Origin of the sequence: Candidatus Chloroploca mongolica, from assembly GCF_004762035.2 — a bacterium.
In the GTDB taxonomy this organism is placed as follows: Bacteria; Chloroflexota; Chloroflexia; order Chloroflexales; family Chloroflexaceae; genus Chloroploca; species Chloroploca mongolica.
Genome location: NZ_SIJK02000052.1, coordinates 1 through 26,747, shown reverse-complemented (window position 1 = coordinate 26,747; position 26,747 = coordinate 1). Strand labels below are relative to the sequence as shown.

Here is a 26,747-nt window from a genome sequence, read left to right as displayed (position 1 = left end):
CAAACTGTACAGGAGCCTGAAACCTTCGCTAAAGAGCGAAACGGCGAAAAAGCATAGATCTGCTATAATGCTCAACTGAGGTTGCACACGCAAACACTCGATGCCTCAAACAACGACAAAGGCAAGGTCATGGCAACGGCAGTACACGACCCGTTGGTAGATGAAGCGGTGGCAAGAGCAAACACGCAAGCTCACTCGCGCGATCAACTCAAGCGTCTGGCAGCTGAGAGGGCCGTCGAGCTGATCTCCCCAGGGATGGTAGTTGGGCTCGGCGTTGGCTCAACCGCAATCCATGCAATCCGCAAGATCGGCGCGTTACTTGCGGATGGTGAACTACACAATATCATTGGGATCCCATGTTCCCATGCCGTAGCCGCCGAAGCCAGTCGCCTCGGCATTTCCCTGAGCGATCTTGACGAGCAGCCTGTGGTCGATCTCACGATTGACGGGGCTGATGAAGTTGATCCGCAACTCAACTTAATCAAGGGTGGGGGTGGTGCGTTGCTGCGGGAGAAAATGGTTGCGCAGGCAAGCCTGCGCGAAGTGATTGTTGTGGACGAGGGCAAACTCTCGCCACAACTTGGAATGCTCTTTGCCCTGCCAGTTGAAGTCATTACCTTTGGATGGAAGAGTCAGGCCCGCTTTCTCGAACAACTGGGGGCAACCGTATGCCTGCGACGACGTTTCGATGGTGGGCCGTATCTAACCGATCAAAACAATTACATTCTTGACTGCACGTTTGGAAGTATCAATGACCCTGAAGCGCTCGCACGTCGCCTTGAGCAACGGGCAGGTATTGTTGAGCACGGGCTGTTTCTCGGCCTTGCCACCGATCTAATTATCGCCGGAACATCGGGGGTTCGGCAGATGAGTGTTGCACGCTAAATGCAACTGGCACCGTCACTTCTGACAGCTAATTTTGCCCGTCTGGGCGCCGAGGTTGAAGCAGCGTTCGAGGCTGGCATCCGCTGGCTGCATCTTGATGTCATGGATGGGCGCTTTGTGCCTAATCTCAGTTTTGGGCCGCTCGTGATCCATGCCCTCCAGCCCATTGCCCGACGCTATGGGGCCATCCTTGATGCCCACTTGATGATCGTCGAGCCAGAACGTTATCTGGCTGATTTTGCTGCGGCAGGCTGTGACTATATTACCATCCACGCCGAGGCTACCCCCCATACCCATCGAGCCGTGCAGACCATCCATGAATTGGGGGCGAAGGCCGGGGTTGCCCTCAATCCAGGCACACCCCTCGGCACACTCGAAGCCTTGTTGCCAGATCTCGACCTTGCCCTGATAATGACGGTCAATCCGGGTTTCGGTGGTCAACGTCTCATTCCTAGCTGCCTCACCAAGGTTGTCCAACTCGATGCCTGGAGAACCCAACAGTCCCGCTCAGACCTCTTGATTCAGGTGGATGGAGGGGTCAATGCTCAGACCATTGCTGACGTCCAGCGTGCCGGGGCTGACCTTGCCGTCGTTGGATCAGCCTTCTATCAGCCGAGCCAGACGGTCACCGAAGCCCTTGCAACGTTGCGCACAGCACTGAATTCAGGGTAACCTCTGACCTTAAAAACTCATGCATGTACTGGCGAAAACAACCAGCTTTGCTGGTTGTTTTCGCCAGTACATGCAAGATTCTTGAGGGCCTGTGGCCCCCAAAACCCCTTCAACCGAGGCTTACATTAATCCGTATAGGCCACAAGCCCCAGGAGTCACCTTATGATCCTTGCCGGTGATATTGGTGGAACAAAGACAATTTGTGCGCTCTTTTCGATAGAAGAAGGCCCTCATGCCCCGCTCGTGGAAGTCACCTTTCCCAGCGGGCGTTATGCAAGCCTTGAAGCAATTGTGCGGGCCTTCCTGGCTGATCATCCAGGCACTATTCAATCAGCCTGCTTTGGCGTCGCCGGCCCCGTTGTTGATGGGCGTGCCACGATGACGAATCTCTCGTGGGTCGTGGAAGAAGAACGACTCCAAGAAGAACTTGGGCAGATCCCGGTGACGCTGATCAACGACTTGAAGGCAATTGCGCAGGCGGTTCCTTATCTGGAACCAGGCGATGTCGCTACCCTCAATCCTGGTGAATGCGTAGGCCAAGGGGCCATTGGGGTGATTGCCCCAGGCACCGGGCTCGGTGAGGCGTTTTTAACCTGGGATAATGGGCGCTACCGAGCCCATCCGTCAGAGGGTGGACATTCTTCCTTTGCCCCTACGACACCAACCGAAGCCGATCTGCTCAAGTATCTGCTCGAGGAGCATCGCCACGTGAGCTACGAACGGGTCTGTTCGGGGATGGGTATTCCCAATATTTATGCCTATTTCCGTGACCGTGTCTTTCGCCAGGAGACGCCGAGTGTCGCGAAGCAACTGGCAACCGCCGATGATCCAACCCCGGTCATTGTGAGTGGCGCACTGAATCCTACCGGTCCTTGCCCAGTTTGTGCGGCAACCCTCGATTGTTTTCTTGGTATTCTGGGCAGTGAGGCCGGCAACCTGGCACTAAAAGTCCTCGCAACAGGTGGCATCTATCTTGGCGGCGGCATCCCACCACGTCTGTTGCCGCAGTTACGCGGCGAACGTTTCCTCAATGCGATGCGTAACAAAGGCCGCTTCCGTAAACTGATGGAACGCATCCCGGTGCATGTCATCCTCAACTCCAAAACAGCCCTCTATGGCGCAGCGGCGTATGCCTTGATGGACTGATCAGGCAACGCATATGGTACAATCCTCGCCATGGATCACCTAGCCCCGGCGCGACAGCGCTTTCTCAATTGCATTAAGCACGCCGACCCCGAGGTGCCCCTCGCAGCAGCGGCGCTGGCATTGGCCTGGGAAGATCAGGGCGGGGTTGACCGTGAACCATGGCTCGCCCACTTCGATACCTTTGCCACAAACGTTGCGCCTATGGTCAACGCAACCAGTAACGCGACCGAACAGATTGCCGCGCTCAACACGTATCTCTTTGACACCATCGGCTTCTATGGTGATCCCTCGTGTTATCGGCATCCTGATCCGGCCCATAGTTACCTCGATCAGGTCATTGAGCGGCGAACTGGTCTGCCGATCATGCTGGCCCTGATTTACCTTGAAACAGGCTGGCGACTCGGCCTCCCAGTGCATGGTCTGGCGTTGCCAGGCCATTTTATGGTACGCTTTCGTGATCCTGCCGGCGATCACTTTGTTGACCCGTTCAGTGGTGGTTCGAGCTGGAGTATGGCCGATTGCGAGCGCCAAATTGCAACTTTTTACGGTGCCGTCGGTGACGAACTGTCGTCGATTATTATGGCCCCACCCGGGCGCGGGGCGATCCTCGCCCGCATTCTGCGCAATCTCAAGCAGACCCATCTCGCACGCGGCGATAGTCGGCGTGCCCTGACCGCCGTTGAACGCCTCTTGCTGCTCGATGCAAGTGACCCCGGCGAACTCCGCGATCGCGGGTTGCTGCGCCTCCGCACCGGTCAGTTGCACGCCGCGATCACCGATCTCGAAGCCTATGTCCAGCGCAACCCCGCCGCTAACGACATCAGCGAGATCAAGCGCATCGCCCGCGAAGTCATCACTCAACTCGTCAAACGCAACTAATTTGTAAGTTTCCTTAGGTTGTGTCACCCTGCGCTCTGCGCAGGGTGACACAACCTAAGTTTCTTGTGATGTAAAGAACACATTATCTTTTAACTAAGATTTAACTTGTTTATCTACTTTACATTAAAGAAAGCTTATGTATAATATGAAGTAGCAGCCTACTTCCCACTTCACTATATCTATAGAGTGCAGCTCAACGTCAGCCATACAGTGCAAGGATGCATGCCTGTCATCTGATAATGCTTGTGATCGGGTGATGTTCCATGCCAGCCCTGCACCCAAGGCAAGGGGAATGGTGTTATGTCAACGGTTTCTGTGCGTGCGTTCTTCAAGCTCCTCGTCGGGTTTCTCCTCGTCAGCCTCCTCCTCTCCTCTCTCTCAGTCCCAAGCCAGCCTGTTGCGGCTCAGCCTGCGGCCCCGCCCAGGCAAAGCTCAGAAGAACCGGGAACCGAGCCTCTCCTTGAGTACGTACGTGGTCAGGTACTCTACGCTGAAGGCGGTTTTGGCGAAGGGTTGACCTTACAAGTATGGCGCGAAGGTGAACTTGTCGCCACAGCACAAACCGGGGATCTAGGCCAGTTCAGCCTCACAGGGCTCGCAACTGGCCTGTATGATCTGCAGCTCTTTGCGGGTGAACAGCCGGTTGAGCTGCTTTCAACGCCCGTGCTGCATGTCAAAACAGGCGATGTGACCCCAGTGCAACTGACGGCTGCACGTCCCCTGCCTCCACCCGATGAGCAAGCATCAGATCCACCACCCCCCCCAGCTAGCGACGAACCTGCCCCCCAGGCTCCCCCAGCTAGCGACGAACCTGCCCCCCAGCCACCCCCCATCAGCGACGAACCTGCTCCCCAGCCACCCCCAGTTGGCGACGAACCTGCCCCCCAGGCGCCCCCAGCAACCACCATACCTCCACAAACGCCACCCCCACCAGATGCTTCGGCAATTGAACAGGCACCAATCAACCCCCAGCAGACAGCGAGCCTTGTTGGGCGCGTCACAGCAGAGGATAGCGGTGATGGTCTGAACAATGCCTTCATCGGCATCTACACTGCAAATGGGATTTTTGTGGACGGTGGCTCGACCGGTTTGACTGGGTACTACACCATCACCAATGTAGCAGCAGGCACATATCGTGTCGGTTTCTTTCCAGAATTTAGCACTGATCCGATCACACGCCTCTATCTCGTCGAATACTATGCTAAGAAGTCCACGTTCGCCACGGCCGATCCGATTACCCTCACCGACTCACTTACCACAACGATCAACGCCGCGTTGGTGCGTGGTGGGCAGATCAGCGGGCGCGTGACCGCCTCAGATACCGGTGACGGCCTCGCTGGCATCACCGTGCGGCTCTACAATGCCAACGGGCAGTTTATTATCAGCCGAACCACTGGCAGCACCGGCTACTACACCTTTACCACCCTCGTCTCAGACACCTATCGCCTGCAATTCAGCCCACCCTTCAACTCGCTCTATGTCGGGGAATACTACGATGATGCGGCGAGTTTGAGTAGCGCCACACCGATCCCGGTTGAGCCACCCGCCGTCGTCACCGCCAATGCGGTGCTGCAACTCGGGGGGCAGATTAACGGGCGAGTCACCGCTGCCGATACTGGTCAAGCCCTCGCCGGGGTCACCGTGCTCATCTACAATGCCAACGGGCAAAATATTACCAGCCGAACCACTGGCAGCACCGGCTACTACACCTTTACCGCCCTCGTCTCAGACACCTATCGCCTGCAATTCATCCTGCTCTTCAGCTCGCCCTATATCGGGGAATTCTATGATGACCAGACGAGTCTCAGTAGCGCCACGCCCATCCCGGTTGAGCCACCTGCCATCGTCACCGCCAATGCCGTGCTGCAAGTCGGTGGGCAGATCAGCGGGCGCGTCACCGCCTCAGATACCGGTGACGGCCTCGCTGGCATCACCGTGCGGCTCTACAATGCCAACGGGCAGTTTATTATCAGCCGAACCACTGGCAGCACCGGCTACTACACCTTTACCACCCTCGTCTCAGACACCTATCGCCTGCAATTCAGCCCACCCTTCAACTCGCTCTATGTCGGGGAATACTACGATGATGCGGCGAGTTTGAGTAGCGCCACACCGATCCCGGTTGAGCCACCCGCCGTCGTCACCGCCAATGCCGTGCTGCAACTCGGGGGGCAGATCAGCGGGCGGGTCACCGCCTCAGATACCGGTGACGGCCTCGCGAATGTAAGGGTTCAGCTCTACAATGCCAGCAGCGAGCAGTCTATTGATACTGCATTTACGGGCAGCACCGGCTACTACACCTTCACAAAGCTCGTCTCAGACACCTATCGTCTGCGCTTCAGCCCGCCCACCAATTCGCTCTATCTTGGAGCATTCTACGATGATGCGGCGACTTTGAGTAGCGCCACACCGATCCCGGTCGAGCCACCCGCCGTCGTCACCACCAATGCGGTGCTGCAACTCGGGGGGCAGATCAGCGGGCGCGTGACCGCCTCAGATACCGGTGACGGTCTCGCTGGCGTCACCGTGCGCCTCTCCAATGCCAACGGGCAGATTACCAGCCGAACCACGGGCAGCACCGGCTACTACACCTTTACCGCGTTATTCTCAGACACCTATCGGTTGGAATTCAGCCCGCCCTTCAACTCGCTCTATCTCGGGGAATACTACGATGATGTCGCGAGTTTGAGTACCGCCACACCGATTCCACTCGCCCCACCCGCCGTCGTCACCGCCAATGCCGTGCTCCAACGTGGTGGGCAGATCACTGGGCGCGTGACCGCCTCGGATACCGGTGACGGCCTCGCCGGGATCACCGTGCGCCTCTCCAATGCCAACGGGCAGAGTACCAGCAGAACCACTGGCAGTACCGGCTACTACACCTTCACCACCCTGGTCTCAGACACCTATCGCCTGCAATTCATCCCGCCCTTCAACTCGCTCTATCTCGGGGAATACTACGATGATGTCGCGAGTTTGAGTACCGCCACACCGATTCCACTCGCCCCACCCGCCGTCGTCACCGCCAATGCCGTGCTCCAACGTGGTGGGCAGATCACTGGGCGCGTGACCGCCTCGGATACTGGTGACGGTTTGTCGAATGTCAGCGTACAACTCTACAATAGGAGCGGGCAATTTGTTACCAGCCAGAATACGAATGCTACTGGCTCCTATACGTTCACCAGACTCGTCAGCGAAACGTATTACCTGCGCTTCAGCCCGCCTTTCAACTCGCTCTATCTCGGGGAATTCTACGATGACCAGGCGAGTCTCAGCGCCGCCACGCCCATCCCAGTCGAGCCACCCGCCAGCGTCACCGCGAATGCGGTGCTGCAACTCGGGGGGCAGATCAGCGGGCGCGTCACCGCCTCGGATACCGGTGACGGCCTCGCCGGTGTCGCCGTGCGCCTCTCCAATGCCAGCGGCAATCCGGTAGCAACAACCGCAACCGATGCGACAGGACAGTATACGATCACGACCTTGGCAACCGGAGTGTATCGGCTTGAATTCAGGACGCAGTCTGCCAACAATGCCACAACCCAACTCTATCTCGGCGAGTTCTATAACGACCGAACAAGCCTGGATACAGCAACCGGAATCAGTCTTACCGCACCTGACCTAACAACGATTGATGCGGTGCTGCAACGGGGGGCCGAACTACGTGGCCGGGTGACTGGCGCTGATACTGGCGATGCTCTGCAAGATGTCACCGTCAGGCTTGTCAATGCCAATGGCAACACGATTGCCACTGTCGGTACCAATGCAACTGGCAACTACACCTTCACTACGCTGACGACGGGTGTCTATCGGGTGGAATTGATCACCCGCAATGCAGCCAATGCAACCACGCGCGCCTATCTTGGTCAGTTCTATAACAACCAGCGCTTTCTCGAGCTTGCAACGGGAATCAATCTGACGGTCGGCGAATTCACGACTGTAAATATACCGCTCGAACGTGGCGGGCAGATCAGTGGGCGCGTCACTGCGACTGATAGTGGTGCTGGATTGGCCGAAGTGGCGGTACGTGTCTATAATGCGACCGACAACGTCGTCGCAACAGTTGAGACAGATGCGACTGGTCAATATACCGTGCCCGGCTTGAGTGATAATGCCTACTGGGTCGAGTTTGATCCACGCGGCTCGGCTGACCAGACAGCCCAGTTGTATGTGCCAGAGTTCCACAATAAGCAAACCAACCTGGTAGCAGCCACCGGGGTCAGTGTGGTTGCGCCTGATACGACGAGCATCAATGCCTCGCTCGAACGTGGGGCGCAACTTACGGGGCGCGTAACCGCAGCAGATAACGGCACTGGCTTAGAGGATGTCACGGTCTTTGTCTATGATGAGACCGGAGCAATGGCCGATTCTGGTGTGACAACTGCTACCGGAAACTACACCATCACTGGCTTGATCAGTGGCACCTACCGGATCGGCTTTGATCCAAGCCAGTCGTTTAGCGTGACAACCCAGCTCTATGCGGGTGAATTCCATGCAAACAAATTGACGCTCGAGGAGGCAACGCCAGTTACACTTACGGCACCTGCCACAACCACGATCAACGCAGCCCTCACCCTTGGGGGTGAACTGAGCGGACGCATAACCGCAGCCGATACCGGGAACGGGTTACGCAGCGTACGCGTACGCCTCTACAACACCGGCGGCAGTGAGATCAATACATTTACCTCAACGGCGACAGGCTATTATACCTTCACCGGGTTGGTGACAGGCACCTATCGCCTCGAGTTCGACACCCAGTGGTTTGGGCAAGCAACCACCCGACTCTATGCGCGTGCGTTCTATGACAACAAGGCCACGCTCGAGGAAGCCACCGCCATTAGTGTGACCGCGCCAACCACAACAACTGTCAACGCAGTCCTGGCACGTGGTGCTCAACTAAGTGGGCGCATCACCGGGGCCGATACGGGCAACGGTCTGGCCAACGTAGGCGTTCAGCTCTACAATGCGAATGGCAATAGCATTGACTATATCAGGACGACCAATAGCGGCTACTATACCTTTACCGGGCTCTTTACCGGAACCTATCGCCTTGAGCTACGACCTCAGGATGGCTTCGACGATACGGTACGCAGCTATCTGCGGCAATTCTATGACAACAAGGCAACGCTGGCGGAAGCCACCGGGATTAGCGTTACCGCGCCAACCACAACAACCGTCAATGCGGCTCTGGTACGTGGTGCGCAACTGAGTGGCCGCGTCACGGCTGCTGATACGGGCGAAGGCTTGCCCAGCGTATTGGTGCGCCTCTACGATACCAATAGTGCCTTCAGCAGATCTGTTGAGACGACACCCAGCGGGTACTATACCTTTACCACGCTGGTGACTGGCACCTATCAACTTGAGTTCAGAACCCGTACCTCGAATAACGCAACCACCCGCGCCTATCTGGGCGAGTTCTACAACAACCAGAACAGCGCAGAGACGGCAACCCCGATCACGCTCAATGCACAAGACGACACAACCATCAACGCCGAACTGGAGCGTGGAGCACAACTGACGGGGCAGGTTACCGCTGAGGACACCAGTGATCCACTTACCGGCGTTCGCGTCTTGGTCTACGATCCTACCAGCACCATCATTGCCGATACCACAACCAATAGCAGTGGCAATTACACCACAACCGCACTTGCGAGTGGTGCCTATCGGGTCGAATTCCAGACCCAATTTGCCAACAATGCGACCACCCGCAGCTATCTCGGCGAGTTCCACGCTAATCAGACAAGCCTGTTCAATGCCACGGTGATCACGTTGACGGCACCTGGGATCACCCCAATCAATGCCGCCCTCGCACGGGGAGCGCAGATTACTGGTCAGGTCACAGCCGGTGAAGCCAGCCCGAGCCTGGCTCAGGGTGCCGACCTCGAGAATGTGCTGGTCGCGGCCTATCCAGGCCTGGACTCCTTCTCATCAGTGGCTTCAGCCCGCACCGATGCAACCGGAACCTATACGCTCACCGGGTTGGCAACCGGAGCATATCTGATCCAATTTGGCTCAACCGGCACCTACCTTGGTGAATGGTATAACGATCAACCCGACCGTGAGATCGCCGATCTCGTCTCAGTCACAGCACCTGCGCTCACCAGCAATATCAATGCTGCCCTGCAACAGGGCGGTCGCATCACTGGGCGCGTGACCGGCAATGATGGCGTCGGCCTGATTGGCGTTAGCGTTAACATCTACGATGACTGCAATGCTTTTGTAGCGTCAACGACGACCAACAACAATGGGGATTATTTGACCCCTGTGCTACCAGCAGGCAGCTACCGTACCTACTTCAATCCAACCACTACGGTAAACAGACGTACACGCGAGTATCTACCCGAGTATTACAACGATAAAGCATCGTTAGAGACCGCTGATCCTATCCCAGTCGCCGCTGGTGGTGTCAGTGCCAATCGCAATGCCCAGTTGACCCAAGGTGGGCAGATCAGTGGCACCGTCACTGGATCAGGCGGGGTGCCACTCAATCTGGTTAATGTCTCTTTCTATGACGAGAGTGGTAACTTTATCAGTGGAACCCAGACCAACGAGGATGGCACCTATACGAGTAGTGGGCTGGCAGCAGGGAGCTATGGTGTCCGGTTCTTCCCCAGCAGTTCCAACAATGCGACCACCCGAGCCCATCTCGGCACTTGGTACAATAACAAAGCAACCCAGGAGACCGCCGATCCGGTCAATGTCACTGCGAATACGGTCACACCTGGCATCAATGCCCAGTTGACGCGGGGCGGACAGATCAGTGGTACCGTCACCGGCGAAGCTGGCATGCCACTTGGAAGCATAAATGTTCGTATTTACAACAGTGAAGACGGAACATATCTCACCCAGACCTTCACTGCTGTTGATGGGACATACACGACCATCGGCTTACCTACCGGCACATATAAGGTTTACTTCACACCCAACACCTTTATCAGCGAATACGTGTCCGAATGGTATAACAATCAAGCCACTGAACAGGCAGCCGATCCGGTTGCGGTCACCAATGGAGCAACAAGCGAAAACATCAATGCTGAGCTCACATACGTTCCGTATGGGCAGATCAGTGGCATCGTAACAGGCGAAGGAGGAGCCGCACTCGAGAATATTGCCGTCCAGGTCTATATCGGCATAGACGGCAGTTTCCTGCGCCAGGTGCGGACTGATGCCGAGGGCAACTATACCGTGCCGAATTTGCCCCCCGGGGCCTATCAGCTACGGTTCAGCGCAGACACACTAGACCTCCAGGCATATCTGACCGAATGGTACAACGATAAAGTGAACCAGGCAGACGCCGATCCGGTTAGCGTCAATCCTGAGGCAACAACCGAGAATATCAATGCCAACCTGACACGCGGCGGACAGATCGCTGGTACGGTCACTGGCCCAGACAGTCAGCCTCTGAACGGCATCAGTGTACAGGTCTGGACAAGTGATGATAATTTCGTAGCCTTGAGCTCCACCGGAAATGACGGAACGTACCTGACCCCAGGCCTACCGGCTGGCAGCTACAAGGTCCGCTTCTCGGGTACCCGCACCTATGTTAGTGAGGTCTACAATAATCGTATCGATCTGGCGGAAGGCGACCCTGTTGCCGTCAGCCTGGGCACAGTAACGCCAGCGATCAATGCCCAGATGGTGGTTGGTGGCACCATTCGTGGGCAGGTGCTTGGCAATAGCTGCCCATTGGGCGGGGTCGATGTGCTCATCTGGACCATTGCTGACCCGGCCCCGCGGCTCAGCGACACGTCGGCGAAACTGGTTGACATTGCATCCACCAGTTCCAGGGGGTACTATGCAAGCTTTGCCTTACCTGCTGGCAACTATCACGTTGAGTTTTCTACTACCAATAGCAACTTCCCGGCGAATACGTTTATTGGTGAGTTCTATAACGGCAAAACGACCCGTGAGACCGCCGATCCCGTAGCGACGACCGCAGGGGTTGCGACACGCGGCATCAATGCCGATCTGCAAACGGGCGGGCAGATCAATGGGCGCGTCACCGATGCAATCAGTGGTGATGGCCTGAGCTCTGTCCAGGTGACGGCGATGGATGGCAATGGCAATCCAGTTGGCTCAACGGCGCGTACCAACGCAACTGGCGACTATACCATCGTTGGCTTGCCAACAGGAAGCTATAAGGTCTTCTTTGAACCTTTTGGTAGTTCCAGTGGGTATCTGCCTGAGTATTACGATGGTAAACCGGATCAAGCCAGTGCCGATCCCGTCAGCGTGACGGCACCAGACACAACAACCGGGATTGACGCCAGCCTCGAGGTGGCCGGGCAGATCGCTGGGCAGGTGACCGATGCAAGCAATGGCGCAGGCCTACCAAGTGTTCAGGTACGTGCCTTCAATAGCGCTGGCGAGCAGGTAGGCTCAATGGCAATGACCGATATCACTGGTGTTTATACGATGACGGATCTCCCCACTGGAACGTATTACATCTTCTTCCAACCCGTCGGTGTTTCAAGCAAATACTTTGCGGAGTATTACGATAACAAACCCGACCTCGCGAGCGCCGATCCCGTCACGGTCACCGCCGCACAAACCACCCCCAACATCAACGCCAGCCTCGCAAGCGGCGGCCAAATCACCGGGCGCGTCACGGCCGCCAGCGGCGGCGCGGGGCTACCGGATGTCCAGGTGCAGGCCTTCGATGCCGACGGCAACCAAGCTGGGGCAACGGCAACCACTGATGCCACTGGCACCTATACCATCACAAGCTTGCGCCCAGGAACGTACCGTGTCTTCTTTGAGCCTGCCGGTGCCTCAAGCGGGTACTTCCCCGAGTACTACAACGACAAACCCGATCTCGCCAGCGCCGATCCCGTCACGGTCACCGCCTCCCAGACTACCCCCAACATCAACGCCAGCCTCGCAAGCGGCGGCCAAATCACCGGGCGGGTTACGGCTGCCAGCGGTGGTGCAGGGCTAGCAGGTGTAAACGTACGTATCTTCGATAGTAGTGGCACCGAAGTCGTCAGCACCACAACCACGGCCACTGGTACCTATACAACGCCAGCACTAAGTAGTGGCGACTACCGCGTCTTCTTTGAACCGCAGGGGGCCACCAGCGCCTACCTGCCGATCTACTACGATAACAAGCCTGACCTCGCCAGTGCCGATGTGGTGACGGTTGCCCAGAGCCCGGTCGAGAATATCAATGCCGCCCTTGTGCGGGGCGTGCAATTCACTGGTCGTGCATTGCGGGCCAGTCCGGCCAGCCTGGCCCAGGTTGGCGTAGCCAATGTGCAGGTCAATGTCCTCAATGAATCAGGAGCCACCGTTGCAGGGGCCACAACGAATGCAAATGGCGAGTTCACTACCTCGCCTGGCCTCACCAGTGGCACCTATCGTGTGGAATTTGTCCCACCCCTTGGCAGCGGCTTGCGATCAAGTGTCACTGACCCCATTACGGTCACGGTCGGCACCCCAGTTGATCCAATCGAGCAGACGTTGGAACCACAAGGGGATGTCTTCCGGGTCTTGTTACCGCTCGTACGACGGTAAAGATGCCTGGGTTGCGGCAGGAGGGGCACCCTCCTGCCGCAACCCAGGTGGTGTTGCCAAGGCACGAGCCCTCAGCCTATTGTCCCTAAGGGGCAACGTGGTATAATCAGACCCAGGCGAAGCAGATTGCGAAGGGAGTAGATCCTATGCCCAAAGTGATTATCAATGATGTGGAGATGGAAGCGAAACCTGGTGAACGCCTGGTGAGTGTCGCACGACGCAATGCCGCCCATATCGGGTTTGTCTGTGGCGGTAATGGCGTTTGCCAGACCTGCCAGTGTCGCGTGCTTGCCGGGGCCGATCAGTTGAACCCGCCTACCGCAGTGGAACTGGCCTGGATGCCCGAACGACGCCTCGCTGAAGGCCATCGTCTGGCGTGCCAAGCTTCAATCCGCGGCCAGGGTCCCATAGAGATCCTAAGCAAGGCCGAAGAATTGCGTCGCCAGGCGGTGCATGTGGTACAACCCCCCGCCAATGAGCAATGGGCCGATCAGCTCAATCCCCTGGTCGACAATGTGCTCAAGCTGTGGGTTGATCAGCTCTCGCGCTATCCCTTTAACTTGATCAATGCCGTACGCCATGCCGGGCCAGTACGTTTTACGAATCCATCTGATGATGTTGCCCAGTGGGTTGATGACACCTTCCGCGTGGGTAGTATGATGCTCACCGGAAGTGCCGCTGCACCCAGGGTTCCCGGACAGGGACGCGCCGAAGCAGCCCTAGACAATGCAGCCCGCGATGTTCGTCGTGCCGAAGCGGAAGTAAAACGTCTTTCATAGTGAGACCAGTAAGATACGCGTATGCAGCTTGGTATCAGGCTTGAGATTCACCCTGGAGACGATCTAAGTCGTCTGGCTGATATGATCGCCTCCAGGGGCTTTGGTGCGTTGCACGCCCATTTCCCCGAAGGTTGTGACCGCTCGCTGGCCCGTCGCCTTGGACGCGCCTGTGCCCATCATGGGCTCTCGGTTGATGCCATCTCGGGGTATGCGAACCCCCTGCGCCCTGACGAGGCCCCTATGGGCAGTACGTTTGAGCAACTCTTGGATCTGATTGACCTCTTGCCCTTGCTTGATGCGCGACGAATTGTGAGTTGGAGTGGTAGTTTTGGGCCGGGGCTGTTTGATGAGCACCCCGATAACCACGGCGAGGTCGGGTGGCAAGCGTTGCAGCAAAGCGTGGAGGATCTCTTTCCCGTGCTTGATGATGCCGAGGCGATCCTCGTGCTTGACCCCTACTATACCCATGTGCTCAGCCATCCCAACGAAGTGGCGCGCTTCTGCGCCGAAATCAATTCGCCCTATGTCCGCGTGATGCTCGATCCGCCCGGCATGCTCCCCCCTGAGAACTGGGATCATCAAGCCGAACTGATCCCGCTAGGCGTCAGGGCGTTGACCCCCTATGTCGGGATGATCCAATTTCGCGATATGCGCCTGAAGCACGGCGCGTTCGAAGATGCCCCCCCAGGCCACGGAGTCCTTGATTATCGCGCTTTTGTCCAGGCTATCCAGGCCAGCGAGTTGAGTGTCCCGATGTTCATCAGTCATACGCCCCTGGATCAGGCCGCGGCAGCCAGACGCTTTGTGCTTGACTACGCTCACGCTGTCCAACTCCGCTAAGCCCGGGCCGATTTCTGTGTTCCCTACCCAGTCGGGTAGGTTAAAACTGTCACCCCTGCCGTCGCTCCGAGGGATGTTTGACCGTATACTGAGACTATGAAATCCCTGCCTGTTCACCAGAGCGATGGATCATGCCGCGAGCATGGTCGACAACAGAACGAGAGAGCTTCAGCCCAGTGCGATGCTACGGTGAGGCTCTCTTCGGCTGTATCGCGCTGCGTGTCTGTGGTGCCATAGACTATGGAACAACCGCCGGTCATTCTGGCAGTCGTGGGCGACAGTGCAGCGGGCAAAACAACCCTGACCACCGGTGTTGCCACCATTCTTGGCCCGAGCCAGGTTGTTACGCTGCGGCTTGATGACTATCATCGGTACAATCGCGCCGAACGCGAACGCTGTGGGCTGACACCGTTGCATCCTGATTGCAACTATCTTGAGATGATGGAAGATCACCTGTTCCAGTTGTCGATGGGCAGGTCGGTTATCAAGCCAGTCTATAACCACAAGACTGGCGATTTTGATGCACGCCAGCGCCTTGAAGCCGCTCCCTTCGTGATGACCGAAGGGTTGCTCGCCCTGGCAACCCCACGCCTGCGTGAGCCTTGCCATATGCGGGTCTTTCTTGATCCACCTGAAGATTTGCGTGAGCGGTGGAAGATCCGCCGTGACTCGGTACGCCGCGGCTATACGCCTGAACAGGTGCGTGAAGAGATGGCCCGGCGACGGGGTGATGCAATTGAATTTATTCAGCCCCAGCGCGGCTGGGCTGATCTTATCGTACGCTTTTTTCCCGCTGAACCGGGTGCCGAACAGTTGAGTGTGCGCCTCATTTTACGCCCTACGCTCAGTTATCCCGATCTCAGTGAGGTCATTGCTTCACAGGGCGATCCGCCAGTCATGCGGTTGCGGGTCGGCCGCGATGATCGGCGGCTAACCGAAATTCTCGAAATTGATGGGCGGCTTAGTACGATGCAGGCCGAAGCCGTTGAAGATGTGATCTGGGAACATTTGCCCGGCCTGAGTCATCTGCGCCCCGAGCAGATCGGCATCTACCTCGATGGCATCGATTGCCTGCAAAGCCATGTGCTCGGCCTGGTTCAATTGCTGATCGCGTATCAACTGCTGCTCAAGGCCGAGACGCTGCAACAATCATAGCGGCTTCGCCGCTCCACGCCCTCCACCGCGATAGGCAGACGTTGCAAAAGCCCGACCAGCTTCCTGGGGTCCGTAGGCACCCAGAAAGCTCTGTGCTATAATCCCCTGGCAAGCTTCAAGCAAGCTTGAAGCATCGACGAATGTCCAGCTGAAAGGAATACATGTGAGTGTCAAGAAGTGGAGCAATCCGCCCACGATGCAGATCGATCCGACGAAGAACTATGTCGTGACCATGGAGACAACAGCGGGTACCATTGAGTTAGAGTTGTATCCGCAGCATGCCCCGGCCACGGTCAATAACTTTGTGTTTCTGGCCTCAGAGGGTTTTTATGATGGTGTGACCTTTCATCGCGTCATTGCCAATTTTATGATCCAGGGCGGCGATCCTACAGGTACCGGCACCGGCGGCCCTGGCTATCGTTTCAAAGATGAGCTCTATGGCAATCCGCTCAAACACGAGCGCGGGGTCATCTCGATGGCCAATGCCGGCCCTAATACGAACGGGAGCCAGTTTTTTATTACGCACGCGCCCCAGCCTCACCTCAATGGCAAGCATACGGTCTTTGGGAAAGTCACCACCGGGCTAGAGGTCGTTGATACGATCCGCCAGGGCGACAAGATGGTCAAGGTCACCGTACAGCAATAGCGCGATTGATCATTAACCAGCGTGTGCGCATCCAGCCTGCCAGTTTTGCTGGCAGGCTGTTTGTGCATACGCACTGAATCGTGTGTGCATTTATGACGCAAAAGCTGTGTTACGAAGTCATTCCTTGACGCGGCCCTTTAACATTCTATAATATGTTCTTAATGAACCTCTTCTTCTTTCACCGCCCAACCCCTCGGGCGGCACGTCGGATATGTCAAGGAGGACTGTGATGCGAGCGTATGGCCCCGAAAGGATTCACAACATCGGCATATTTGGTCACCTCGGCAGCGGCAAGACAACGCTGGCCGAGGCAATGCTACTGACCGCCCACGCTATCCCGCGTATGGGGCGCGTCGAGGACGGGTCGACGGTGAGCGACTACGACCCCGATGAGCACCGACGCGGGATGTCTGTTTCCCTCTCTGTCCTTCCCCTTGAATGGCACGATGATAAGATTAATCTGATTGATACGCCCGGCTCTGCCGATTTTGTGGCTGATGTGGCAGCGGCGATGCGCATCCTTGATGGTGCAGTGCTTGTGCTGGATGCCTCGGCCGGCGTTGAGGTTGGCACGGAACTCGTCTGGGAAATGGCCGTTCAGCATAAGGTGCCACGGATCCTCTTTGTCAATAAACTGGATCGCGAGAATGCAAATTTCTATCGCACCGTTGAGCACGCCCGCGAGGTACTTGATGCGGCGGTGATCCCTATGCAGATCCCAATTGGGTCTGGCAAAGATTTTAAGGGCATTATTTCCCTTCGTCAGCAGCGTGCCTGGCTTGTCTCACCTGACCACGATGGCGGATTCATCGAGAACGATGTCCCTGCCGAACTCAATGAGGTGATGCACGAGTGGCGGACGGCGTTGATTGATAAGATTGCCGCCACGAATGACGATCTGATCGAGCGCTATCTCGAGGGCGGCGAAGATGCGCTGACCCGTGACGAGTTGCTGGTCGGTCTGCGGGCTGGCATTGCCGATGGCTCGATTGTGCCGGTCTTCTGTGGCTCGGCCCTCGAAGTTGCCGGAATTCAACAACTGCTCAATGCAATTGTCGATTCGATCCCCTCGGCTGCGCGCAAGTCGGTCAGTGCGACCGATCTCAATAGCGGTGAGCCGCTTACCCTGCGGGCTGCTAATGATGAGCAGGTCAGTGCGCTGGTCTTCAAAACTGTCTCGGATACCTATGGCAAGGTGAGTCTCTTCCGCGTCTTTTCGGGTGACGTGCATGCCAATAGTAGCCTGCTGAATAGCCGCACCCGCAAAGAAGAACGGATCAACCACGTCTATAGTGTCTTTGGGAAAGAGCAGCGTGATGTGGAACGTGTCGTCGCAGGTGATATCGGGGTGCTGACCAAGCTCGCCGAAACGATGACCAATGATACGCTCTGTGCCGCCGCTAGCCCGGTGCAACTCGATTCGATCAATTTTCCGGCCCCGGCGTTCATCGCGACCGTCAAACCGCATAGCCGCGCGGATCTCGATAAGCTCGGAACGGCCCTCGGACGGATGATTGAAGAAGACCCGAGCCTTCAGACGTCACGCGATATGCAGACTGGCGAAACGTTGCTCGCTGGCCTCAGTGAGAGCCACCTCCAGTTTGTGGGCGAGCGGATGAAACGCAAGTTCGATGTCAGTATTGACGTTGATTTGCCCCGCATTCCTTACCGCGAAGCAATCCGGGGCAAAGCGGAAGCACAGTATCGCCACAAGAAGCAGACCGGCGGCGCTGGGCAGTTTGCCGATGTCACCCTCAGGGTCGAACCACTCGAGCCAGATCCTAGCCGTGAAGATGGCCTTGAGTTTATCAATGCGGTCGTCGGGGGTGTGATTTCGCGTGGGTTTATGCCTGCCATCGAAAAGGGTATCCGTGAAGCGATGACCGAAGGCTTGCTCTCGGGGAGCCCGATCAGTGATGTGCGTGTTGAGGTCTTTGATGGCAAAGAGCATCCGGTCGACTCGAAGGAAATTGCGTTTAAGTCAGCCGGCAAAGAGGCCTTCAAGCTCGCCGCGCATAAGGCGGGTGTGGTGATTATGGAGCCGATCTACACGATGGAGATTGTGGTTCCTGATCAGTTCGCCGGTGATATTATGAGCGATATGAGTACGCGCCGCGGGCGGGTGATGGGCATGTTGCCAACCGGTACCGGCAAGACGGCGATTTCGGCGCAGGCACCGTTGGCCGAGATTCAACGCTATGCGACGGATCTGCGGGCGATGACCCAGGCTCGTGGGCGCTTTGCGATCGCGTTTGCCGCCTATGAAGAAGTGCCGGCCCATCTGGTTGAGACTGTGATTGCGGCCCATAAGAAAGAAGCCGAAGCCAATAACACTCATTAACCCTGGTCTGAACGGGACAAAAAAGCCGGCGACGCCGGCTTTTTTGTCCCGTTCAGATACAAATGAGCGGATAATGGCCCTTACACGTGATGGTTGCTTCGCCACTCTCACGCAGTGAGAAGGGTAAATGTGTGGTTGACGTTGGCGTTTCACTCCTCGCTTTGCTCGTGGTCTTTGGGGCGGCTCTGCTGGGTGGGATCAGCGGGTTTGGGTTCGCCCTAGTCAGTATGCCTTTTTTGCTCGTCCTGGGCTTTCCCCTGGCCCTGCTGGTGCCCCTCAACTTGAGCATTGCGCTGCTCACGCGCATTGCCGTCGCGTATCATCTCCGCGAGCATATTCGCTATCAACGGGTGTTGATCATGGCTGGGGCGAGTGTGCCGGGGATCGGGCTTGGCTTGGTGACCCTGGGGTTAGTTGCTTCATCAACCATCAAACTGGTCACAGGGGTTGTGGTGATCATCGCAACGGCGCTGATCTGGCAAGCTTCACGACGACCACCAGCACGCCTTGTGCCGGGCGCACCAGCCCTTGCCGGGGTGCTCGGGGGGTTCCTGGGGGCTACGACGTCATTGAATGGCATCCCGGCCGTGCTGCTGCTCGCCCGCGAACAGACAGCACCACGTCGCTTTCAGGGCGAACTGGCGCTCTTTTTTGTGCTGACGAATACGGCAACCCTGTTCCTTTTGGCGACGCAGGGGAGGTTGCCAGGCGTAAGTGTGCTGCCGCTGGGGCTGCTGTGGCTCAGTGTCGCCCTCGTTGCCAACCACCTGGGCACACGGTTGGGTGGCAAGCTGCCAGCAGCGCGATTCCGCTATCTCGCGATGAGCCTCGCGTTACTTGCCGGAGTGATGACCATCATTACCGCGTAATGCAAAGCTCGGCAGCGAAAGAATCGAGCATAGTGAGCTTATGGGAGTGTCTCAACACTGAGGTCATCAAAACAAGCTTTTGAGTCGGCATTCCAGGTACGAAAGCCCATGCCGCCACTCATATAGGGACTTTTATCATCCGTGGCCCGTAAGATCTCCTCGCCATCAAGCGAAACAGCAAAGGTATTCCCGACCACTTCGAGCTCAATCTGGCGATCGACGCCACTCCAGACAAACCCTTCCGGTGCCTTCGCACTCGCAAACGGTACGGCTTCATTGCCATTCGTCCATTTGCGAATAATGAATTGACCTGGATAAAGCCCTGGATCATACTGAAACGAGTAGCCATTCACTGTTCCGACAGACCCAGAAGTACCAGAAGTACCTAGCACTTCAAAATTCGTAGCGCGGAAAAAGACCCCATAGCCATTGCCCGATATCAGGGTACTCTGATCAACCTTGATGCGATAATTATCGGCCTCGATTGGCCGGTAAATGCTTCCGGCACGAGGGCCTCCACAGAGTTTGCCATTTTCGAGGTTCCAGTTGCCATATTTCGTCGTCCACGCATTAAGATTATCAAAGGGATCACGAAAGAGCAGATTGCTGATTTCTTCGCACTGCTCGTCGGCCCCCAGACCATTGGCAATCTGGCACATGACGGTGCGAAGGTTCACGCCGATCATACTCAACCCGAGGATCGCGGTGAGTGAAACCAGGGCAAGCAGAGCTCCAATTTCCACGAGCGATTGCCCTGAACGGCGATGGAGAGGCTGCTGATGCATAGGAATGCTCCAATTAGTAGTTCGTAACAAAAGTTTTCTGCTCTCGGTATTGGCTTCGACAAGCTCAGCCAACGGCGGACAATGGGCGTTGCGAACGGACGGATGCTGAGCCTGTCGAAGCTCCCGCTGGGATCAAAAAACGTACGTTACAGACTACTCAATCGAGCGGCTGGATCAAAACATTGTTGAAGCAGGTCTGGGTGGAACCTGTCGGGGTAGGCGAATGAAAGCCGATCCCACCCGTAGTATATGTTGTGTCCTTGACTTGCATAAACTCTTTGCCATCAATCATCACACGAAAGGTATCGCCGCTGACAGTGAGTTCAATGTTATTACTAGCACCATAACCATCCGGGAGCGTCAACGTTTCCAGATCAGGCGTAACCCTATTACCGGCCGTCCATTTGACGATCGCGAGCGATGCTGATGTAGAATTCTTGCCAGTTGTCGTAGGTGGCGTGTAACGCAGCGAGTAGCCATTGAGTGAACCGACACCGTTTGGGCCATCCGAGCCGGTCTTTGTAGCGCGAAAAAAGACATTGTGGCCACTACCAGCGCTTGCTCCGGCACCCTGACTCTTGGTGTCGATCGTTTGCTTAAAGGAGACCGTGTAATCGTTAGCCGCGACTGGCTTAAAGCTTAGATTGCTCTCGACACCTCGGCCCTGGCAAAAATCCTCCATCTTGATGGGTCCACCCGACGCCGGTGGTGCGGCGGGTGGTTCGGCTGATGCAATGATCGGCGCACAGTTCGCACCGGCATCCAGGCCCGTGGCAATCCGGCACAAGACGGCTTTGAGATTGACCCCCACCAGGTTCAGGCCAACCAGGGCCGTGATGGAAACCAGGGCCAGGAGGAGGCTGATTTCGACGATTGACTGTCCTGCTCTTTTGTCCTGAGTTGTTGTATGCATCGTTGGTCTCCCTTGACCAAAGCTAACGCATGTTTCAGAATGGGGTATTCTCGTTCGAAACATGCCTAACGCACAGGTTGAGTCGTTGTTTCAGACTTGACCGTCCCGACATTGATGGTCTGACCATTGCGGACATTGATCGGATACTCAACGGCCACGCCGTCACGGGCGACGACGAGTACCTGGGCACCAGACGGGACACCAGCGATCTGAAAGCGACCATCGGGGGCTGTCTGCACAATCAGATCGGTCTTCTGAATAATCACTTCGGCAGGTTGAGGGCGACCGGCCTGATCGATCACTTGGCCGGCCACAGTGCCACTGCCTGTACCGGCAACCGACGGCACAACATCCATCATCTGCACCAGGCGGATAACGAGCAACAACCCGGTTGTGATGCTCAAGACAATCAGCGCGATCCGCACGGGCTTTTGCCAGCGTGGCGGTGGTGGTGGTGGGGTGGATCCTGGCACAAGATCCTTGAATGAGTCCTGAAACGCCATAGCTTTGTCTTTTCTTTTCATGGCCTATGGAAGTGCGGTAACACTCACGTCATCGAAACAAGCATCAGTCGTGCTTTCGCTGGTATGATTCCAGGTACGAAAACCAATGCCGCCGGAACTATAGGTATCATCGCTGGCACTAAGCACTTGGACACCATCAACATAAGCCGTAAAAGTATTGCCCTTCACCTCGAGTTCGATCTGGCGGTTGGTATTATGCCAAGCATAATTGTCCGGGGCTGGAGCACGAGCTACATGCGGAGGATCATAGACTTCGTTGCCGTTGATCCATTTCCTGATGACAAAGGCCTTCAAGACTTTATCATACTGAAACGTATAGCCATTGACTTTCGTACGCGCATCAAAATTAGTCGCTCGAAAAAAGACCCCGTGACCAGGCCCACTGGTGAGCATCGCTTGATCAATGCGGATCCGATAATTATCCTCCTCAACCGGACGAAAAATACGGCCACTCCCGTTTACACAGAGTTGCCCATCCTTGAGTTGCCAATTGCCATACTCTTTGTACCAGGCATCGAGGTTATCGAAGGAGTCATGAAAGAGCAGATTGCTGATTTCTTCGCACTGCTCATCGTCCCCAAGGGCCTTGGCAATCTGGCACGCGACTGTGTCGAAGACACTGCCGACGTTCACACCGATCATGCTCAACCCGAGGATCGCGGTAAGCGAGACAAGCGCAAGCAGCGCCCCAAGTTCAACGAGCGATTGGCCTGATTGTGAAGATGAAAGCCGTATAGCCATATCCTGAGCTCCGGTAACAGAATGCAATCCTAGTTGTGTGCTTATCTTCATTATATCAAACGCCTCGAACGGGGTTATTACCACTCCGCTATGGCGTGATGGGTGGTGGCGCAACCACCACCCATCACGCCAACGCACGCCTCGCCACATCCGCGCCCCAGCGGTGCCGTTCCTCAAGCCTTGCAACCACAGGCGTTCACCTTGCAGAGCACCGTGATATCGAGTAGAATCAAGCCTACATCTGTCAGAATACACGCAGCGCAGCGGTTTCGTCGATCGGGCGGAATCGCTTATTGTTGGCAAGGAGGAGTTGTGTTGATCGATCATGACCTGATTGAGAGTGATCACGCCCACGTCTTGCACTCGCTCTACCATCCCAGTGCGCACCAGGCGATGAAACTCTGGGTACGGGGCCAGGGTGCCATCGTCACCGATATGCACGGGCAAGAATTTATTGACGGGCTCAGTGGCTTGTGGAACGTCAATGTGGGCCACGGGCGTGAGGAATTGGCCCGCGCTGCGTACGAGCAGATGCAGCAACTCGCCTACTATTCGTCGTATGTTGGTAGTTCCAATCTGCCGACGATCAAACTGGGCGAGAAGTTGGCCGAGTTGATGTACCCCTCGATCAACACCTTCTTCTTTACGAGTGGCGGGGCCGAAAGCACCGAGAGTAGCTTCAAGACGGCCCGTTTCTATTGGAAGGCCGTCGGTAAGCCCGACAAGGTGAAGTTCATTTCACGGATCAAGGGCTACCACGGCGTCACAATGGCCGCTATGAGCGCCACCGGGTTACCGGCCTACTGGCCGATGTTCGAGCCGCGTGTCCCCGGCTTTGTTCATATCGACTCACCCTATCCCTATCGGTTTGTCAATCCAACCCCCGAGGTGAGTGACGGTATTGCGGCGGCAAATCTGCTCGAAGCGGCGATTCTGCGCGAAGGTCCCGAGACGGTCGCCGGGTTCATTGCCGAGCCGATTCAGGGTGCCGGCGGCGTCATTGTGCCCCAGGACGACTATTTCCAGCGGATCCGTGAGATCTGCGATACCTATGAAGTGCTGCTGATCGCCGATGAGGTGATTACTGGCTTTGGCCGCACGGGGCGCTGGTTTGGCCTAGAAGACTACGGCATCGAGCCGGATATTATCCAGTTTGCCAAAGGCATTACCTCGGGCTACGTCCCCCTCGGCGGCATCGGGGTCAATGATACAATCCGTGATGTGATCGAGACGGTGCCGGGTGAGAAGCGCTGGATGCACGCCTTTACCTATTCGGGCCACCCTACGTCGTGTGCAGTTGCCCTGGCCAACATCGACCTGATTGAACGTGAAGGCCTGGTTGCCCGCGCCGCCGAGGTCGGAGCGCATATGAACAACGCCCTCAACGAACTCGGCACGCTCGCAGGTGTCGGCAATGTGCGCGGCAAAGGCATGATGGCCGCCGTTGAACTGGTCGCTGATAAGGCAACCAAAGCCCCCTTCCCGCCAGCCGAGAACGTTGGCGGTCGTGTGCAGAAAGAGATGACGAGCCGCGGGCTCTTTACCCGTGTCGTTGGCGATACGATCTGCATTGCACCACCACTGGTAACGCCCGTTGAAACCATTGATCGCATGGTGGCGATTATCGGCGAGTCGATCACCGCTGTCTGCCAGTAGCGACAACAAGAATTTCCCTTGTGTGAGTGAAAACGGCCAGTTTCACTGGCCGTTTTCGCTCACACAAACCACCGTAGTGCCGTTTATTGAGGCGGTAGGCAAGAGGGTGGGGCTGTGAGCCACGGGGCATAGATGATATTGTTGCCCACCGAGTCGCCGCGGCCCAATGGATTGGTTTCTGGCTCATAGGGGCCCGAGGCTTCTCCCCACCAGTTGTTGCGCATGTCAAGCAGAATCTCGCTCGTCGCACCACGACCCAGGCCATACCGCAGATAGACCGGAATAATCGGCGGGAGATGCTCGTCAATCAGGTTGTTTTCGATCCGCAAGGCCATCGGCGGCACCCCATTGGGATTGACCTGAGGCGTCTGCGTACGAAGACCAAAGCCCTGCGCATCGCCGACCAGCGCATTGCAACCGACTGTTCCCTGCAACGGCCCATTCGTAGTGAGTTGCAGATTAGGTGCGCCCCCACGGATCAAATTGCCTTCAACGGTCAGATTCAGGGTCTCAAAGGTGCTGCGGTTGCTGATACGCACCTGCGGCGCACCCTCGCTCAACCGATTGCCGCCAAAGCGATTATTGGTGAGCGTGATGAAATTGCCACGCCCATACGTCGCCTCCAACGCGGGGCCAAACGGCATATCATTGCCAGTCACTTCGCTATCACGCATCTCGAGGCGTGTATCGTTGAGCAAGATCGCCCCACCATTATCGGTAAAGCGGGTCGAACGCACGATCAACTCGCTACGCTCGCTCGCCAGGAGCGTACCACCAAGCCCGGCTCCACGCACCTCGGCATGTTCCAGCACCACAAAGCTATTGGGACGCATAAAAATCCCGTTCCAACGCGCCCCGGTTGCGCTAACAAAACGGACAGGCTGATCAGGCTGCCCAAGGGCAAGCAACCGGCCACCATCCACAAAGATCGCGACCCCAGGGGCAAGTTGCACCTCAACCCCAGGCTCGATGATCAACTCGCTTCCAGGGGCAAGTTGGACATCACGCTCAATGCGCAGCGGCCCCTGATCGCGGGACCAACGGATATCACCACTGAGCACATCGGCGGGAGGCGGCGGTGGCACCGTCGGTGGCGGCGGCAGAGTTGGGCGTGGCTCAGGCGTTGCCGTTGACGGTGGCGCCGGATCAATGGGCGTGAGCAATGGCGGCGTTGGAGCAACAACCGACGGATCATCGGTTGGCGTTGGTTGCGGCAATGCCGTCGGCAGAGGAAGCGAGGTTGGCTGCACCAGGGTTGGCTGAATTGGCGGAGGAACCGCCGTAGGCGGCACCGTCGTCAAGGCCAGCGTTGGCATTGGCGGTGGAGTACCTTCGCCAATCGGCCCATCAACCGTAGGGGTAGCCGTTGCCGGGCCTTCGAGTGCCGGATCATCAGTAGGTACCCCCGGCTCGGGTTCAGGGAACAGCGTCGCGGTTGGCGTCGCGGTTGGCGTTGGCGTCGGAACCTGCGCCACCGGACGATTAAAGAAGTTGTCGGCAATGCCGCCAATTGACGGGACAATCAGTTCAGCTGGAACACTCGCCACATCATCGAGGGCAAAGAGCCTGACCGTATACTGACGCGTTTCAACTGGCTGAGGCGCATCAGCAGCACGTGGAATTTGAAACTCGAGGCGATTATTCCGCACCCGTGCGGTCGCCAACTCAGTGTCAAACCAGGAAAAAGGGAAGTCATCTTCAAACATCTCAGCGCGGACAACCGTACCATCAGGCAAACCGGTACTTGCGCCAGCAATCGTCACCGTCAGCGGATCAGCACGCGCAACCGAGGCGCTCTGCACGAGCAACGTCACCGGAATAGGGGTGGGCTCGACAATAATCTCAGGCTCTTCAGGGGTCGGCAATAGAAGCAACAGCCCAAACAGCCCGAGCAGCATCAAGAGAGGGGCCAGGATCAAGAGGAGCCTGGACGTGAGCGGCAAATGAGCGAAGCGCTCACGCCAACCCTCGGGTTCTTCCTCGGGCGCAATCGAAGGATACTCGTCACCGTCAGCATCAAAAGAGAGGGAAGGATAGTCATCCGCCTCAAAATCAGGCTGATCCTGAGCAACCAGTGAGGCAAAATCAAGCGTATCATCAAGCGTAGTACTCGCATCAAGGGTCGTAGGATCGATAGCTTCAACTGATGGTCTACGCAGGCGCAGGACAACAAAAACGACGGCAACCACTACAAGAATGATTACAACAAAGGCAAGGCCAAGGAGAAACGGCTGTCCGGCGAGAGCGCTTTGCATCGGTGTCCAACGTCCCTTCATCAACATGACCGCAGTGAAGCGGATCACAGTCATGATATGACAATGGACTCCGTTGTGCAAGTATCAGCTGAGGAACAGCAGGGCTGATGCAAAGTCAGGCCCGGAACAAGAGGCGGTCGATGGCGGCCGC

Annotated in this window: 17 protein-coding genes; 12 read left to right on the top strand and 5 right to left on the bottom strand. The window is 56.8% G+C overall.

Features of this window, described 5'->3' with window-relative positions:
* The first annotated feature begins 129 nt into the window (after positions 1-129).
* The 11 genes from rpiA to EYB53_RS20060 all read left to right on the top strand — a co-directional run bounded on the left by rpiA (position 130) and on the right by EYB53_RS20060 (position 19,722).
* Entirely contained in the window at positions 130-885 is a 756-nt protein-coding gene (gene rpiA, locus EYB53_RS20110; RefSeq protein ID WP_135480372.1) for a ribose-5-phosphate isomerase RpiA, read from the top strand.
* Positions 886-1,557, top strand: a complete 672-nt coding sequence (gene rpe / locus EYB53_RS20105; protein ID WP_135480370.1) for a ribulose-phosphate 3-epimerase — start codon at positions 886-888, stop codon at positions 1,555-1,557.
* A gap of 162 nt (positions 1,558-1,719) precedes the next feature.
* Positions 1,720-2,703: a glucokinase gene (glk, locus tag EYB53_RS20100; protein ID WP_135480368.1), complete on the top strand. Its 984-nt coding sequence runs from the start codon at positions 1,720-1,722 to the stop codon at positions 2,701-2,703.
* 30 nt (positions 2,704-2,733) lie between these two features.
* Entirely contained in the window at positions 2,734-3,582 is an 849-nt protein-coding gene (locus tag EYB53_RS20095) for a SirB1 family protein (RefSeq protein ID WP_135480366.1), read from the top strand.
* A gap of 300 nt (positions 3,583-3,882) precedes the next feature.
* Positions 3,883-13,092, top strand: coding sequence for a carboxypeptidase regulatory-like domain-containing protein (locus tag EYB53_RS20090; RefSeq protein ID WP_135480364.1), 9,210 nt, complete (start codon positions 3,883-3,885; stop codon positions 13,090-13,092).
* A gap of 146 nt (positions 13,093-13,238) precedes the next feature.
* Positions 13,239-13,871: a 2Fe-2S iron-sulfur cluster-binding protein gene (locus EYB53_RS20085; protein WP_135480362.1), complete on the top strand. Its 633-nt coding sequence runs from the start codon at positions 13,239-13,241 to the stop codon at positions 13,869-13,871.
* Positions 13,872-13,892: 21 nt separating this feature from the next.
* The gene (locus EYB53_RS20080) at positions 13,893-14,711 is read left to right on the top strand and encodes a sugar phosphate isomerase/epimerase family protein (protein ID WP_135480360.1); all 819 of its coding nucleotides are present in this window, start codon (positions 13,893-13,895) and stop codon (positions 14,709-14,711) included.
* Positions 14,712-14,951: 240 nt separating this feature from the next.
* Positions 14,952-15,866 carry a phosphoribulokinase gene (locus EYB53_RS20075; protein WP_135480358.1) on the top strand — a complete coding sequence of 305 codons (915 nt, stop codon included), beginning with the start codon at positions 14,952-14,954 and terminating at the stop codon, positions 15,864-15,866.
* A 163-nt stretch (positions 15,867-16,029) separates the two neighbouring features.
* Positions 16,030-16,512 (top strand): peptidylprolyl isomerase, encoded by a 483-nt coding sequence (locus tag EYB53_RS20070; RefSeq protein ID WP_167857505.1) that lies wholly within the window; start codon positions 16,030-16,032, stop codon positions 16,510-16,512.
* A 229-nt stretch (positions 16,513-16,741) separates the two neighbouring features.
* Positions 16,742-18,853: an elongation factor G gene (gene fusA, locus EYB53_RS20065; protein WP_135480355.1), complete on the top strand. Its 2,112-nt coding sequence runs from the start codon at positions 16,742-16,744 to the stop codon at positions 18,851-18,853.
* A 131-nt stretch (positions 18,854-18,984) separates the two neighbouring features.
* On the top strand, positions 18,985-19,722 hold the full coding sequence (locus EYB53_RS20060; protein WP_167857504.1) for a sulfite exporter TauE/SafE family protein: 738 nt from the start codon (positions 18,985-18,987) through the stop codon (positions 19,720-19,722).
* A gap of 38 nt (positions 19,723-19,760) precedes the next feature.
* On the opposite strand, the gene EYB53_RS20055 is transcribed toward EYB53_RS20060, so the two are convergent.
* From EYB53_RS20055 to EYB53_RS20040, 4 genes are all read right to left on the bottom strand, one after another.
* Entirely contained in the window at positions 19,761-20,507 is a 747-nt protein-coding gene (locus EYB53_RS20055; protein ID WP_135480351.1) for a 3-keto-alpha-glucoside-1,2-lyase-like domain-containing protein, read from the bottom strand.
* Positions 20,508-20,664: 157 nt separating this feature from the next.
* The gene (locus EYB53_RS20050; protein ID WP_135480349.1) at positions 20,665-21,420 is read right to left on the bottom strand and encodes a hypothetical protein; all 756 of its coding nucleotides are present in this window, start codon (positions 21,418-21,420) and stop codon (positions 20,665-20,667) included.
* Between the two features lie 65 nt (positions 21,421-21,485).
* Positions 21,486-21,923 (bottom strand): carboxypeptidase regulatory-like domain-containing protein, encoded by a 438-nt coding sequence (locus tag EYB53_RS20045; RefSeq protein ID WP_135480347.1) that lies wholly within the window; start codon positions 21,921-21,923, stop codon positions 21,486-21,488.
* Positions 21,924-21,947: 24 nt separating this feature from the next.
* Positions 21,948-22,685: a 3-keto-alpha-glucoside-1,2-lyase-like domain-containing protein gene (locus tag EYB53_RS20040; protein WP_135480344.1), complete on the bottom strand. Its 738-nt coding sequence runs from the start codon at positions 22,683-22,685 to the stop codon at positions 21,948-21,950.
* A 312-nt stretch (positions 22,686-22,997) separates the two neighbouring features.
* Here EYB53_RS20040 and EYB53_RS20035 point away from each other — a divergent pair, with 312 nt between their 5' ends.
* Positions 22,998-24,341, top strand: a complete 1,344-nt coding sequence (locus EYB53_RS20035) for an aminotransferase family protein (protein WP_371879142.1) — start codon at positions 22,998-23,000, stop codon at positions 24,339-24,341.
* 83 nt (positions 24,342-24,424) lie between these two features.
* Here the strand turns inward: EYB53_RS20035 and EYB53_RS20030 are convergent, their stop codons facing one another.
* Positions 24,425-26,650 carry a hypothetical protein gene (locus EYB53_RS20030; RefSeq protein ID WP_135480341.1) on the bottom strand — a complete coding sequence of 742 codons (2,226 nt, stop codon included), beginning with the start codon at positions 26,648-26,650 and terminating at the stop codon, positions 24,425-24,427.
* Positions 26,651-26,747: the final 97 nt, after the last annotated feature.

Excerpts from the sequence above, each read along its gene's own strand:
- rpiA (WP_135480372.1), top strand. The coding sequence starts at position 130 with ATGGCAACGGCAGTACACGACCCGTTGGTAGATGAAGCGGTGGCAAGA.
- rpe (WP_135480370.1), top strand. The coding sequence starts at position 886 with ATGCAACTGGCACCGTCACTTCTGACAGCTAATTTTGCCCGTCTGGGC.
- glk (WP_135480368.1), top strand. The coding sequence starts at position 1,720 with ATGATCCTTGCCGGTGATATTGGTGGAACAAAGACAATTTGTGCGCTC.
- EYB53_RS20095 (WP_135480366.1), top strand. The coding sequence starts at position 2,734 with ATGGATCACCTAGCCCCGGCGCGACAGCGCTTTCTCAATTGCATTAAG.
- EYB53_RS20090 (WP_135480364.1), top strand. The coding sequence starts at position 3,883 with ATGTCAACGGTTTCTGTGCGTGCGTTCTTCAAGCTCCTCGTCGGGTTT.
- EYB53_RS20085 (WP_135480362.1), top strand. The coding sequence starts at position 13,239 with ATGCCCAAAGTGATTATCAATGATGTGGAGATGGAAGCGAAACCTGGT.
- EYB53_RS20080 (WP_135480360.1), top strand. The coding sequence starts at position 13,893 with ATGCAGCTTGGTATCAGGCTTGAGATTCACCCTGGAGACGATCTAAGT.
- EYB53_RS20075 (WP_135480358.1), top strand. The coding sequence starts at position 14,952 with ATGGAACAACCGCCGGTCATTCTGGCAGTCGTGGGCGACAGTGCAGCG.
- fusA (WP_135480355.1), top strand. The coding sequence starts at position 16,742 with ATGCGAGCGTATGGCCCCGAAAGGATTCACAACATCGGCATATTTGGT.
- EYB53_RS20055 (WP_135480351.1), bottom strand. The coding sequence starts at position 20,507 with ATGCATCAGCAGCCTCTCCATCGCCGTTCAGGGCAATCGCTCGTGGAA.
- EYB53_RS20050 (WP_135480349.1), bottom strand. The coding sequence starts at position 21,420 with ATGCATACAACAACTCAGGACAAAAGAGCAGGACAGTCAATCGTCGAA.
- EYB53_RS20045 (WP_135480347.1), bottom strand. The coding sequence starts at position 21,923 with ATGGCGTTTCAGGACTCATTCAAGGATCTTGTGCCAGGATCCACCCCA.
- EYB53_RS20040 (WP_135480344.1), bottom strand. The coding sequence starts at position 22,685 with ATGGCTATACGGCTTTCATCTTCACAATCAGGCCAATCGCTCGTTGAA.
- EYB53_RS20030 (WP_135480341.1), bottom strand. The coding sequence starts at position 26,650 with ATGACTGTGATCCGCTTCACTGCGGTCATGTTGATGAAGGGACGTTGG.